Annotated in this window: 14 protein-coding genes; 4 read left to right on the forward strand and 10 right to left on the reverse strand. The window is 63.2% G+C overall.

Features of this window, described 5'->3' with window-relative positions; all coding sequences use genetic code 11:
- The 7 genes from E5W87_RS27490 to E5W87_RS27520 form a co-directional block, all read right to left on the reverse strand.
- Window positions 1–1,010 (reverse strand): PAS domain-containing protein (locus E5W87_RS27490; protein ID WP_292404805.1); only part of this gene is annotated, 1,010 nt, incomplete at its 3' end.
- A 223-nt stretch (window positions 1,011–1,233) separates the two neighbouring features.
- Entirely contained in the window at window positions 1,234–1,542 is a 309-nt protein-coding gene (locus E5W87_RS27495) for a hypothetical protein (protein ID WP_292404782.1), read from the reverse strand.
- Window positions 1,543–1,551: 9 nt separating this feature from the next.
- Window positions 1,552–2,901, reverse strand: a complete 1,350-nt coding sequence (locus E5W87_RS27500; protein ID WP_292404784.1) for a S8 family serine peptidase — start codon at window positions 2,899–2,901, stop codon at window positions 1,552–1,554.
- A gap of 3 nt (window positions 2,902–2,904) precedes the next feature.
- Window positions 2,905–4,476, reverse strand: a complete 1,572-nt coding sequence (locus tag E5W87_RS27505) for a phospholipase D-like domain-containing protein (RefSeq protein ID WP_292404786.1) — start codon at window positions 4,474–4,476, stop codon at window positions 2,905–2,907.
- Window positions 4,477–4,852: 376 nt separating this feature from the next.
- A complete protein-coding gene (locus E5W87_RS27510) occupies window positions 4,853–6,058 on the reverse strand; it encodes an NAD-dependent formate dehydrogenase (RefSeq protein ID WP_292404788.1) in 1,206 nt (401 codons plus the stop codon).
- 221 nt (window positions 6,059–6,279) lie between these two features.
- Window positions 6,280–6,810, reverse strand: coding sequence for a hypothetical protein (locus E5W87_RS27515; RefSeq protein WP_292404790.1), 531 nt, complete (start codon window positions 6,808–6,810; stop codon window positions 6,280–6,282).
- Between the two features lie 139 nt (window positions 6,811–6,949).
- A complete protein-coding gene (locus E5W87_RS27520; protein WP_292404792.1) occupies window positions 6,950–7,276 on the reverse strand; it encodes a DUF1330 domain-containing protein in 327 nt (108 codons plus the stop codon).
- A 176-nt stretch (window positions 7,277–7,452) separates the two neighbouring features.
- On the opposite strand from E5W87_RS27520, the gene E5W87_RS27525 reads away from it, so the two are divergent.
- The gene (locus tag E5W87_RS27525) at window positions 7,453–8,145 is read left to right on the forward strand and encodes a helix-turn-helix domain-containing protein (protein ID WP_292404794.1); all 693 of its coding nucleotides are present in this window, start codon (window positions 7,453–7,455) and stop codon (window positions 8,143–8,145) included.
- 84 nt (window positions 8,146–8,229) lie between these two features.
- Here E5W87_RS27525 and E5W87_RS27530 read toward each other — a convergent pair whose 3' ends face one another.
- The 3 genes from E5W87_RS27530 to E5W87_RS27540 all read right to left on the reverse strand — a co-directional run bounded on the left by E5W87_RS27530 (window position 8,230) and on the right by E5W87_RS27540 (window position 9,973).
- Window positions 8,230–8,829 (reverse strand): YdeI family protein, encoded by a 600-nt coding sequence (locus E5W87_RS27530; protein ID WP_292404796.1) that lies wholly within the window; start codon window positions 8,827–8,829, stop codon window positions 8,230–8,232.
- Window positions 8,830–9,001: 172 nt separating this feature from the next.
- Complete coding sequence (locus E5W87_RS27535) at window positions 9,002–9,199, reverse strand: 4-oxalocrotonate tautomerase family protein (RefSeq protein WP_095482710.1); 198 nt, start codon at window positions 9,197–9,199, stop codon at window positions 9,002–9,004.
- Window positions 9,200–9,232: 33 nt separating this feature from the next.
- Entirely contained in the window at window positions 9,233–9,973 is a 741-nt protein-coding gene (locus E5W87_RS27540; RefSeq protein ID WP_292404799.1) for an SDR family oxidoreductase, read from the reverse strand.
- A gap of 100 nt (window positions 9,974–10,073) precedes the next feature.
- Here E5W87_RS27540 and E5W87_RS27545 point away from each other — a divergent pair, with 100 nt between their 5' ends.
- The 3 genes from E5W87_RS27545 to E5W87_RS27555 form a co-directional block, all read left to right on the forward strand.
- Complete coding sequence (locus E5W87_RS27545) at window positions 10,074–10,979, forward strand: LysR family transcriptional regulator (protein ID WP_292404808.1); 906 nt, start codon at window positions 10,074–10,076, stop codon at window positions 10,977–10,979.
- Between the two features lie 162 nt (window positions 10,980–11,141).
- On the forward strand, window positions 11,142–11,753 hold the full coding sequence (locus tag E5W87_RS27550; RefSeq protein WP_292404801.1) for a hypothetical protein: 612 nt from the start codon (window positions 11,142–11,144) through the stop codon (window positions 11,751–11,753).
- Window positions 11,754–11,863: 110 nt separating this feature from the next.
- Window positions 11,864–12,465 (forward strand): SDR family oxidoreductase (locus E5W87_RS27555; RefSeq protein ID WP_292404803.1); only part of this gene is annotated, 602 nt, incomplete at its 3' end.

Here is a 12,465-nt window from a genome sequence, read left to right on the forward strand (position 1 = left end):
GCATGCACCGACGGCGGCAGGCAGCCCAGAATGCCCTCGGCGACGCTCTTCAGCGCGAGGTCGCCGGCGGCGTGGCCGGCGAAGTCGTTCAAGGCCTTGAAGTAGTCGAGATCGACGTAGAAGACCGCGAGCGGGCGGGCCGTTGCGATGTGACGGGCCAGCAGCCGGTCGAATGCGGCGCGGTTCAAAAGGCCGGTCAGCGCGTCGTGATCGGCCGCGTGGGCAAGCTCCTGCTCGCGTTGCTTCGCCTCGGTGATGTCGCGCACCGTGCCCAGGATCTGGCCCGACGATTGAGCGTCGGCGATGAACCGTATCAGCGATTCGATATGTCGGACCTCGCCGTCCCGCTTGATGATGCGGTATTGGACGGCAACGACCTTCTGGGTTTGCAGCGGCACCTTATGCGCCCGCTCGGCGTATTCCCTGTCGTCCGGATGCAGATAGCTGTGCCAGAGGTCGCTCGACACCTCGTCGGTGTCGGCGACAAGCCCGAAGATTTCCCTGGTGCGCTCGTCCCAATAGCTTTTGCGTGCGGCGAGATCGTGATGCCAGATGCCGGTGCCGCTGGCGGCCAATGCCAGGCGAAAGCGCACATTCACCTGTTCAAGCTCGTGTTCCGCTTGCTTCTGTTTGGTGATGTCGGTCTGGACGCCCATCAGCCGGACCGGCCGGCCTTCGGCATCGCGCTCGACCACCCCGCCGCGATCGAGAACCCATACCCAGTGGCCGGATTTGTGCTTCAGCCTGAGCTCGGTCTCAATCAAATCGGTCTGGCCGGCAATGTGACGTTCGCCGCTGGCCACCGCCCGCTCGCGATCGTCGGGATGCGTCAGCTGCAGCCAGAGATCGCTTGTCTCGACAAGCTCATCCTCGCCATAGCCCAGCATCTGCGACCACATTGCCGAGTAGAAACAGTCGCCGCTCGCGAGATCCCAGTCCCAGACGCCAAGATGCGCGCGTTCGAGCGCCAGCTCCCAGAACTCTCCGTTGCGTTTCTTCTTGTCGGCCATGCCCTGGACTTCGCCCGCCCCGTCGCGGCCATTGTGCGGCAAAACCAGAGAAGAAACTGTTACCGGTTGGGTCAAAGGCCGGAATCCGCAGGAATAGCCGCGGCGGGCAGCTACTTCTGCGATATGGGTCGATTGCCCTGACTCGGCGCCCGCATCATGCCGGCGGCGCTGCTGGCTGCCCTGGGGCAGGCGATGGCCGCACCGGCATTGCTCTGAGGGCTGACTAATCCGCGCGGTTAAGGCTCGCCGCGTCGATCGAGTCGTCTTCCAGCAGATGGCGCAGCAATTTCGGGTCCGCCTCGATGGAAAATGACTGCACATTGGGAAAGAACACCAGCCGGCTTGGCTTCGACTTTGACGCCTTGCAGGCGCGATCGACGACGTTGCGCAACATCTGTTCGCTCTCGGCGGCTGGCAACGGCTTGGACCCGGCCGGCGACCCGACCACGACCACCGCCTGGATCGGACCGCTGTTCACCGTCGCCTGGTCGAGCGCCTGCTTCAGCCGCGGGTCGATCTTGTCGATGTCCATCACACACCGCTACAGCTTGGATTTGGCGACCATCGCGTCCGGTACGCCCTTGTTCCCCCTTAATGTGCTTATTCCACTGGGCCGCTTGCAAGAGGCAATGATCGCTTTTTGGATTTGCGCGCCGGTCGCCTCGGGCCGAAACTGCTTGAGCAATGCTGCGAGCCCGGCAATGTGTGGTGCCGCCATCGAAGTGCCGGAGAGCTTCTTGAGCCCGCCGCCAGGCGCCGAGGACCAGATGCCGGCGCCCGGTGCAATCAGCGTCGGCACGATCCGTCTCGGCGTCTCGGCGAATTGCTGGCTGGAGGAATTGAACCAGATCTGGTCGGCCTCGTCGGTGGCACCGGCCGACAGCGATTCCGGCAGATTGCCTGGCGTGCGGCTGGTCTCCGCCCCTTCATTGCCGATGGCGACGATCGGCAGGATGTCACGGTCACGCAATTGCTTGACCAGCGCCGCTACCAGCGGATCGAATCTACGCACACCCAGCGAAAGGCTGATGATCATGACCCCCTGGCCGACACACCAGTTCAGCCCCGCAATCATGCGCGCCGGGATATCGCCGCCCTCGATGACCGTTCCCGCCGCAAGCCGCGCCCCCGGCGCGACGCCGAAGGTGACATTCCCGAACGGCTGGCCGACCAGCAGGCCGGCCGTGTGCGTGCCATGAAAGCCGGTATCGACCATCGCTGTCGTGACATTGAGTTGCTGGCCGAGTTCGTCGAACACCGAAGAGGCATCGATGGCGTCGGCAAGTGCCGGATGGGTGCTGTCGATGCCGGTATCGAGATGGCCGATCAGAACGCCGTCCCCCGTCAGCCCGGCATCCCATAGTTTCGGGATGCCCAGTCGTTTGAGCGCCCAGGAGACGCCTTCCGGCGGCCCGGCAAGCGCTGCCTCCTCGTCTTCGAACGGACGGATCAGGCTCATTTCCGGCGGACTGAAAAGCTCCGCCACCTCGTCCTTCTTGTTACGCAACTCCGCCAGGCCCGCGCGATCGACCGTCCCCATCATCATGCCGAGATAAGGGAAGTAGCGAACTCCAGCGTTTTCGGGGACAGCCTCGGCGTGCTCGTCGCGCACGTAGTCCGGCCGGCCGCGGCGCATCGGGCCATCCGCGGCGATGCGCGATCGTATCGTGGGCTCGCTGCTGCTGGCAAGTTCGCGCGCCATTTGCGACATGCGCGAATTCTTGAACGGACGAAAGCAGGACGCGATCGACTGCGCCACTTCCTGCTGCATTGAAATCGTCTCGGTCAACGCCACGGTAATCCGCCCATCGACTTTGTGCCGTTTGGTCGGCTTGAGCACCACGACCACGCGCGTATGCCCCGAAGCCTCCAATTCGTCCTCGATCGGCATCGCTCAATCTCCGAAGTAATCCGACCAGCTCATCCGCACCATGCCCGCCGGCGGCGGTGCATTGTCCGGGGCAATGACCGCGGCGGGGCCAGCCGTCTCGAACGGCGGCCGCGCCCTCGTCTTCCAGTCCTCATCGAAGACCCCGGCGAAATACTGCGCGACGTCACGATCCTCGATGATCAGGCCAGCATCACGGTTGCGCAGGAACCCGTCGCCCGACCAGTTTTGGCTGCTGACCAACACCTCGGTGCCGTCGCGCACGATGCCCTTGTTGTGGATTTTCGACTGCACCTTGAAGACAGCTTCGTTAAAGCCGTTCTGCGCCAGCAGGCGAATGGCATCGTCGGCCCCTGAACCGACGATGATCCGCAGCGTGAAATCGTCCTTCCAGGACAGCTTGCCGATGTCGTCGAGCAGCGCCTTGAAATCCTCATCCTCGGCGCGCTCCGAATAGTTGATGTAGGAATACTGGAGATCGAGGCTCTTTTGCGCACCGCGGATCCATTCGCTGATGCGCTGCGCATAATTGTCGGGAGACAGGAGCGGCCGCACGCGCGCCGACTGCCCGGACAGGATCTTTTCCGGCGCGACCGGATCGGCAGCGGCAAGTGCGGCATCGCCAAGCAGATCGCCAAGCGGCACGAACAGGTCTGGAACGGCCGGCCTCTCCTCCGCCGCCAGAGCCGCATCGCTTTCGGATTCCTTCTTGTCATGCGCGATGTAGCGCTCGAACAATCTCGCGAGCGCTGCATCCTCGACGACGACATGCCACTCGCGGTTGCCCTTGCTGAACCAGCCGCCGGCCGGATGGCCGATCGGGTCGATATTGGGCTGGCTGTTGGGTGACCAGTTGCCGCTCGACAGCCAGAAACGCTTATGATCCTGCACCGCCACTTTCGGGTGATAGGCCGATGGGTAGCGCCTGCTCTTGGCGCACCGGATGACCTCGGCGTCGTAGAGGTCCCCGAGCTTCTGCTCCAGCCGCTCCTGAATGTCGCGTTCGGTGTCCTTGATGCCGTCATCGAGCGTCAGTTCCACCTTCACATCATTGGCGCGCACGACCTCGATCAGCGTGTTCGAAATATAGTCGGCCGAGAAATCATACATGGCGACGTTGAGCGTGTTGCGGGTTCCGCCCAGGAAATCCCTGAGCACGGTCCAGCCCTGATCCGGCCCGACCGCGCACAGGATCGGCTTCGAGATCTCGAAACTCGCATCGATGGGGTCGTCGGGCAGGCCCTCATAAGGGATCACCGCCGCGGCCGCGGTTTCGATCTCCTGCTGCAGCGCCCGCAGGCCCGGATTGAGCTCGATCTGTTTCCAGGGATCGGCCTGCATCACATCGAGCCGCACGCCTTCGACCTCGTTGGGCGCGAAGTCTTCCGGCAGGAGCCGGGCCCTGGGCAGCTTGCTGGCAACATAGAGGATGATCGCCGGTTCGCGCAGCAGCTTTCCCTGAACGATGGGGAAACCGGGCTCGGCGCCCAAAGCATTGGGAATCGACAGCAAAAGCTCACGATTGCGATCGATGACCGCCTGGACGCGGTGTCGATCTACTTGGCTTAATTTACGCATGGACGCCCCCCGGCAAGCTTTTATATCTACTTTGAACCCGTCATTTCCAACCTGGCAAACATTCCTCAAAGTAAATTGTGCGACGATGTCGAACGGTCGTCAACAGGCAAACGTCCCTGTCCCTGGCCGCAGAACAGACAGATCTTTGTGTGCAGGGCCAAAACAAACTCAATTGTCGTTCAATTTCCGCCGACAGATAAAAGCCGGCTTGCGATGATTTTTGCTTGGCGGCAAACCTGGATAGAGTCCGGCTGCGAGTGTCGACGCCCACGTCGACACTCGCTTGGACAGCCGGTTCCGTCGCTTTCCTTCCCGCCCCTTGTAACTGGAATCGACAGCACTCCATGCGCTCAAGATCGCCAAGGCACCGCCTGGCTCACGCCTTGGCCTTGAAGCGCGCCGCCTCTTCCGAACCGCTTGTGGCGTTGCCTGCGCTATAGGAATGCGCGCCGGCGCCGGCCAGCTTGCCGCCATCGACGATTAGGTACTCCTCGCGGATCGGCCGACTTTCGAACCAGCACTCCAGGATTTCGCGCGTGCCTGCGGCGTAGCGCGCCTGGGCCGAGAGCGACGACCCCGAAATATGCGGCGTCATGCCGTGATGCGGCATCGATCGCCACGGATGGTCCTTGGGGGCCGGCTGCGGGAACCAGACGTCGCCGGCATAACCCGCGAGCTGGCCGCTCTCGAGCGCACGGGCGACGGCGTCGCGACTGCAGATTTTGCCGCGTGCCGTGTTCACCAGGTAGGCGCCGCGTTTCATCCTGGCGATCATCGCCTCGTCGAACAGGTTCTCGGTCTCCGGATGCAGGGGGGCATTGATCGTCACCACATCGCAAATACCGACCATGGCCGCGGCGTCCGGGTGGAAGGTGACGCCAAGGTCCTTCTCGACAGCCTCGGGCAGGCGGTGGCGGTCGGTGTAGTGCAATGTGACGTCGAACGGCCGCAGCCGGCGCAGCACCGCGCTGCCGATCCGGCCGGCGCCGACGGTTCCGATCTGCATCCCCTCGACATCGTAGGAACGCGCCACACAGTCGGCGATATTCCAGCCGCCCTTGATGACCCACTCGTAGGAGGGGATATAGTTTCGCACGAGCGCCAGGATCATCATCACCACATGCTCGGACACGCTGATCGAGTTGCAGTAGGTCACCTCGGCGACGGTGATGCCGCGGTCCATCGCGGCCTGCAGATCGACATGGTCGGATCCGATGCCGGCGGTGATCGCGAGCTTCAGTTGGTTTGCCTTGGCTATTCGCTCTTTGGTCAGATATGCCGGCCAGAACGGCTGTGAGATGACGATTTCGGCATCACCGAGCTCGCGTTCGAACACGCTGTCGGGACCGTCCTTGTCCGAGGTCACGACCAGGCTGTGCCCGGCGCTTTCGAGAAATGACCTCAGGCCGAGTTCGCCCGACACGCTGCCGAGCAGAACCCCAGGTTCGAAGTCGATGGCCTTCGGCGTGGGAAGCGTCTGGCCGCCGGGATAGCGGTCGAGCTTCGGCAGCCCATCCCGCGCATAATTTGACGGGTAGCCGTCAACGGGATCGTCATAGAGGACGCAAACGACCTTTGCCATTTTGATCTCCCTTCGTCAGACAACGAGGAAGACGCTCGATTGTTAAGGCTGCCCGCCAAAACGAACGGGCGGCCGCTCTGGTTTGTCGGAGGCCAGCAACTCCTGGCGCTTCCTCGGAAAGTTGCGCGCTATTGCGAACTAGATGGAGGAGCCGGACGTGGTTTCAAGGCCAGCGGCAGGCCGAACGGCCAGGCGGCAGTGGCGCCGCCCGGCCTGATCGCCTACTGGCTTGGGGCGACCGTCGGATCGCATGACACGTTCGGGTTCATGTCGGCGAAAGTGCCGGTCGGGTTGCCCTTCCAGGCCCAGACATGCAGTTCGTAGAAAGCACCTAGGCCGTAGCGATTGGGCGCGCTGTTGAAGTTGAACAAATGTCCATCCAGCGACGCCGGGCCTTTCGAGGTGATGTACTCGACCGCCACCAGCTTCAGCATCCCGTCGGCCGTCGGTTCGTACATGACGGCTTCAGGACGGGCGAGATCGATCTTGTCGTCCTTCAGGTATTCGGCGTTGACGTAGTGGATGCCCATGGCGCCGCCGGTGATGCCGCTGGCGCAGGGAATGGGCGAATAGCCCTCGGCGGTGGCGACCGAAACATCGAGAAAACGGCTGTCGGCGGCACGCACCTTGTCGGCCAGCGGATTGGCGCCGGGCACAGATGCTGCGTCGTGCTGATGCGCCTGCGCGAATGCAGTGCAGACGGACAGGACGGCGCCGGCCATGAGAAGCTTATTGCAAAAGTAGATTGTCATGTTTCATTTCCGTTCTTGTGATCGAAGCACAGAGCCCGGCCTGGATTTGGCCGGAAAAAAACCTGCGACTTATTCTTGTTGGTTGTTCCGGAATTCGACGCATCGAATGCCGGCAAAGCTCGTTGTCCCGCAAAGCTCGTCACCCCTTGGGCAGATAGGAAATCGTGCCAGCCAGATCGGTGTTGTCGATCAGCTGGAAACGGCTGTCGCTGCCGCCCTGACGGGCCGAAACGAAGGGAGCGTAGGCAGGATCGTTGGTGAAGGCGCGAGCCGTCGCCTCGGACGGGAACGCCATCAGGGCGATCAAGGTCGTGTCGAGTGGTTTGCCTTCAAGCGTCTTCACATTGCCGCTGCGCGACAGATATCTGCCGCCATGCTTGTGGACGAGGTCGTGTACCGAAGCGGCGTAGGCTGGCATCCACTGCGGGTCCTTCACCTTGATGTCGGCAATAACGTATACGGTCATGGGTCATGTCTCCTGGTTGCAGCGCAGGGCTATCCCGTGCACCGGCCAAGGGCTCGCATGGCAGGGCCTGCGCCAACCAGTCCGCGAACTGTACTGGGCCGGTACAGTTTCTGTACTCGCCGCGCTGGCAGGGAAGGCCTATGGTCCGGACCTAGTTGGAGGGAGAGGCTAAAATCATGACCCAGTCCGGATACAAACAGTTCTGCCCGCTATCGATGGCCGCCGAGGTGCTGTGCACCCGCTGGACCATGGTGCTGCTTCGCGAGCTGGTGGCGGGATCGACCCGCTTCAACGACCTGCGCCGCGGCGTCCCCAAGATGTCGCCGACCCTTCTGTCGCAACGGCTCAAGGAGCTCGAGCTGGCTGGGATCGTCGAGCGCAAGGAGGTGCGCGGCGAGAAGGGCATCTTCGAATACCAGATGACTGAGGCGGGCAGAGATTTGCGTTCGGTCGTCGAGGCGATGGGTTTCTGGGGGCAGAAATGGGTCGAGTCCCGGCTATCCCTGAAGAACCTCGATCCGTCGCTGCTGATGTGGGATATGCGGCGCAATTTGAACCCCTCCCCGCTGCCAGACGGGCGAACAGTGATACAATTTCTGTATCAGGAGCTACCGGCGTCCAAGCGGTCGTGGTGGCTGATCGTCGAAAAGCATGGCGAGGTCGACCTGTGCTGGTACGATCCGGGGTTCGATGTCGACCTCTACGTCTCGACCGACCTGCACACGATGACCGAAATCTGGATGGGGCTGATCACGGTCGAGCGGGCCGGAGCGAAGGTCGCCTTGACGGGCAATCAGGACATCGCAAGGAAGATGCAGGTCTGGCTGGGGCTCAGCCCCTTTGCGATCGAACCGAAGCGAGCGGCCTGACGGCGGCGATTGCTCCCCCATGCCCGAGCGGTGTCGGCCGGTTCGTCGGACGGGCGCCTGGTTGCCCATACCCCGGCACAAGCTTTAGTTCCTTCCTTGCGGGTGGATCGTTTCGCCGCGCTTCAGCATCTCGACGAAGGCGGCGATCTTCTTCTTGCGCCCGGCTTCGGTCTTCATGTTGTGGATGCGGAAGGCGAGCGCGAAACGGTTCTGTGCGCTGAGCGTTGCCAGCATCGCCCTGGCCTTGGGCTCGGCGTCTATTGCCGCCTGGAGATCCCCGGGGATTTTCATGTCCTTGCCGCTTCCATAGGCACGCGCCCAGCGCCCGTCGGCCCTCGCCGCCTCGACCTGTCTCAGCCCATGCTCGGTCATCCGGCCGGCCTCGATCAGCCGGGTGACGTTGTCGACGTTGATCTGGCTCCAGATGCTCTTCCTGCCGCGCGGCGTGTAGCGCTGCAAATAGCTCTTGTCGTCGAGCCCCTTGCGAACGGCGTCGATCCAGCCCCAGCACAGCACGACGTCGATGGCCTCCTTGGGGGTGATCGACTGCAACCCCGAACCGACCTTGTGGGTCTTGATCCAGACTTCTGTCTCGGTGTCGTGGTGCTTGCCGAGCCATGTGTAGAAGCTTTCGGCATCGCTGAACTCGCGCACCTTGGCAGGATCGACCTTGACCGGCGCCATCAGCCTGCCCGCCTTTTAGAGGTCGTCATCAGTTTCCTCCTTGCTGCCCCGCCTTCATCTGATGAAGCAGCAACGGAGCCACCGTTGCAAGGCTGGCGGGACAGCGAAGCTGCCAATCTCCCCCCGTGTGGGGGAGATCGGCAGCTTCATCGACGGCTCAAGATACCGCCCGCTAATCCCCAGGAATCGTGAACACCTCGTCGGCGCGGCCGTAGCCGCCATCGGCGACCTCCTCGATCAGCACCATCGTGTAGGGGCGCACGCCTTCGCCGAACAGCTCGACGAACAAAGCGGTGGTCTTGTGAACGAGGTCTTCCTTCTGCCCGGCGGACAGAGCGCGCTCAGGCACCTTGAAATTCGCGAACGGCATGATGTCGATTCCTTGTGTTTGTTGCGGAAAAAATCAGACTGTGCCGCCGTTGGCGCGCAGCACCTGGCCGTTGACCCAGCCGCCGTCCGGTCCGGCGAGAAACGACACCACGCCGGCGATGTCGGCGGGCTGGCCGAGCCGCCCGAGCGGAATCAGCTTGGTGATTGTCTCGACCAGCGCCTCGGACTTGCCGTCGAGGAACAGCTCGGTCGCCACCGGCCCCGGCGCCACGACATTGACGGTGATGCCGCGCGGTCCGAGCTCCTTGGCCAGCACATGCGTCATCGCCTCGACGCCGGCTTTGGTCGCGGCGTAGACGCCATAGCTCGGCTGGTAGAGCCCAACGACGCTGGACGAGAAGCTGACGATGCGGCCGCCGTCGCGGAGCCGTCTTGCACCCTCGCGCATGCCGCGAAACACGCCGCCGAGGTTCACCGCGATCTGTCGGTCGAAATCCGCGTCGTCCATCTCAGCGAGCGGCGCAAGCTTCATGATGCCGGCATTGTTGACCAGCACGTCGAGACCGCCGAAGGCCTGCTCGGCGGCGTCGAACAAACGCACCACGCCCTTGGGATCGCCGACATCGGCCTGGACGGCGATCGCCGTACCGCCTTCAGTCTCGATCTCGCGCACCACGCTTTCGACGGCTTCAGCGCCTCTGGCGTAATTCACGACGACCGAAAAGCCGTCACGTGCCAGCCTTCTGGCGATTTCAGCGCCAATTCCCTTCGAGGCGCCAGTCACCAGCGCCGCCCTTCCATTCTGCATAGCCATGTCAGATCTCCAATTCTTGTGGACTGAAGGTAGGTGACAAACTCGCAGGGATAATGGCTCGGGGCTTGCCAACACCATTCGGATATGGCGAACAATGGCGATGGACAGTCTCGACCGGATGCGCCTTCTCACCCGCGTGATCGAGCGCGGCAGCTTCACCGCGGCGGCCGCCGATCTCTCGATGTCGCGATCGACCGCCACCGAGGCGATCAAGGAGCTGGAGGCGCGGCTAGGGGTCAGGCTGCTCGAACGCACCACGCGTCACGTCACCCCTACCCTCGACGGCCAGGCCTATTACCAGCGCTGCCTTGCCATTCTGTCCGATGTAGAGGATGCCGAGGCCGGCTTCCAGGCGGCGCAGCCGCAGGGCCTCTTGAGGATCGACGTGCACGGTTTCATGGCCCGCCATTTCATCCTGCCACGGCTCTCCGAATTCCTCGACCGCTACCCCAAGATCGACCTGCATATCGGCGATGGTGACCGGCTGGTCGACCTGGTGCGCGAAGGCGTCGACTGCGTGCTGCGCTCCGGCGAACAGACCGACAGCGGGATGATCGTGCGGAGAGTGGCGACGCTGCGCGAAGTCACCTGCGCCAGCCCCGCCTACCTGGAGAGGCACGGCGTGCCGGCCACGCCCGACGATCTCGGCGGCCATGCGATGGTCGGCTTCCGCTCGTCGCGGACCGGCGAGGTGCTGCCGCTCGAATTCATGGTTGCGGACGAGCTGCGCACCGTCACGCTGCCGAGCCGGGTGACGGTCAACGGCTCCGACACGATGGCGGAGCTCGCTCGCCTCGGCTTCGGCCTTGTGCAAGCGCCGCACTACCGCTTCGCCGGCGATTTCGCGCGCGGCACGCTGGTCGAGGTGCTGCCGGACTATCCGCCGTCGCCGACGCCGCTGTCGGCACTTTATCCGCAAAACCGCCAGCTCGCGCCGCGCGTGCGGGTGTTCATCGACTGGGTGATCGGGATTTTTGGCGAGGATGGGAAATCGGGCCGGGCGTGATCGTGACGGGGCCGCCGGCTACTTTTGCCCAGGGGCCGCGTTCCTTCGCGCCCCCCTCTGTCCCGCGGCGCCCATGGCGGTTCTTCCCACCGTGATGTAGTAACTCTCTAGCAGAACCAGCCATGGCGGACACGGCGGGCTTCAACTGGGGGGTATGTTGCCATGCGAGCGATGCTGTTCGGCCTGATGCTGCTGCTGCCGAACATGGCCATGGCGGAACCGATCGAAACCCAGAAGATCATCACCGCGCTAACCGGCGACTGGAACGGCGACGGCGCCGTCGATCTGGTGATGATCGTCGAGACCAAGCCCGGCTCCCCGATGGATATGTATTTCTTCCTCAGGGACCGCGAGGCCAATTTTCTCAAACCTGCCGGCATCGTGCGTGAGCAGATCTACGGGGAGTGGAACGATTATGACCGGCCGGGCTACGGGGCTTCCGACACCGAGCCGGAGCTGACCGCGCTGCCCAACGGCTCGATCAAACTGTATCTGCCGGCAATGCCGGTCGGCAGCAAACGAACCAATGAGACCCTGACGATCGCCTGGCGCGACGGCGCCTTCATCGTCGCCGGCTTTGCCTATGACTATGACGACTATCTTGAGGACAACGTCGCAAGCGACTGCGACTACAACGTTTTGACCGGCAAGGGCAAAAGCAGCAAGATGCAGCCCGATGGCACCACAAAGCAGAAGACCGTGGCGGTGGAAGGCAAGGTCATTGCCTTTTCGGAGTGGAACCCCGGAACAGGCTTCAGCGCCTGCGGCGAGTGAGGCACGCCACACCATCGGATTTTCCGATAGCACCATCGGTTTCTTCCGTTTCCGCTTCGAGCCCAGACCTGCGACTTCCCTGACGAAGTAATCATCTGTGGAAGCGAAGGATGGCGGATATGGCAAACAGGAAAGTTCTTGTCGTCGGCGGCAGTTCGGGGATGGGTCTGGCACTGGCAAGGCGGTGTCTCGATTCCGGCGCCGAGGTCATAATTGCCGGGCGCAACGAGGACAGGCTGAAGCGCGCCCGCGAGCAACTCGGCAACCCTGCCACACTGGACACGGTCGCGGTCGACATCGCCCGCGAGGACCAGGTCGCCGCTCTGTTCAGTCGGATCGGCCGGCTCGACCATATCGTCAGCACCGCAGCCGATATCGAAGGCGCCTATCAGCTGTTGCCGGCGCTCGAGCTGAAGGCGGCGCAGAGGGTCGTTGAAAGCAAAATCTACGGGCCGCTGTTGCTGGCCAAATACGGCGCGCCCATGCTCTCAGCCACGGGCTCGATCACCTTCACATCCGGCATCGCAGCCTACCGGCCGGCGGCGCGAGGCTCGGTCGTCGCCGCCGTCAATGCGGCGCTGGAGGGGCTCGTGCGGGCGCTCGCCATCGAGCTGGCGCCCATCCGCGTCAATGCGGTCTCGCCCGGCTGGGTCGACACGCCGATCTGGAGTTTCGTTGCCGGCGACAAGAAGGACGACACGCTGAATGCGAT

It is taken from the genome of Mesorhizobium sp. (assembly GCF_004962925.1).
GTDB lineage: Bacteria > Pseudomonadota > Alphaproteobacteria > Rhizobiales > Rhizobiaceae > Mesorhizobium.

Coding starts and splice junctions, on each gene's coding strand:
- E5W87_RS27495 (WP_292404782.1), bottom strand. CDS start 1,542: ATGGACATCGACAAGATCGACCCGCGGCTGAAGCAGGCGCTCGACCAG.
- E5W87_RS27500 (WP_292404784.1), bottom strand. CDS start 2,901: ATGCCGATCGAGGACGAATTGGAGGCTTCGGGGCATACGCGCGTGGTC.
- E5W87_RS27505 (WP_292404786.1), bottom strand. CDS start 4,476: ATGCGTAAATTAAGCCAAGTAGATCGACACCGCGTCCAGGCGGTCATC.
- E5W87_RS27510 (WP_292404788.1), bottom strand. CDS start 6,058: ATGGCAAAGGTCGTTTGCGTCCTCTATGACGATCCCGTTGACGGCTAC.
- E5W87_RS27515 (WP_292404790.1), bottom strand. CDS start 6,810: ATGACAATCTACTTTTGCAATAAGCTTCTCATGGCCGGCGCCGTCCTG.
- E5W87_RS27520 (WP_292404792.1), bottom strand. CDS start 7,276: ATGACCGTATACGTTATTGCCGACATCAAGGTGAAGGACCCGCAGTGG.
- E5W87_RS27525 (WP_292404794.1), top strand. CDS start 7,453: ATGACCCAGTCCGGATACAAACAGTTCTGCCCGCTATCGATGGCCGCC.
- E5W87_RS27530 (WP_292404796.1), bottom strand. CDS start 8,829: ATGGCGCCGGTCAAGGTCGATCCTGCCAAGGTGCGCGAGTTCAGCGAT.
- E5W87_RS27535 (WP_095482710.1), bottom strand. CDS start 9,199: ATGCCGTTCGCGAATTTCAAGGTGCCTGAGCGCGCTCTGTCCGCCGGG.
- E5W87_RS27540 (WP_292404799.1), bottom strand. CDS start 9,973: ATGGCTATGCAGAATGGAAGGGCGGCGCTGGTGACTGGCGCCTCGAAG.
- E5W87_RS27545 (WP_292404808.1), top strand. CDS start 10,074: ATGGACAGTCTCGACCGGATGCGCCTTCTCACCCGCGTGATCGAGCGC.
- E5W87_RS27550 (WP_292404801.1), top strand. CDS start 11,142: ATGCGAGCGATGCTGTTCGGCCTGATGCTGCTGCTGCCGAACATGGCC.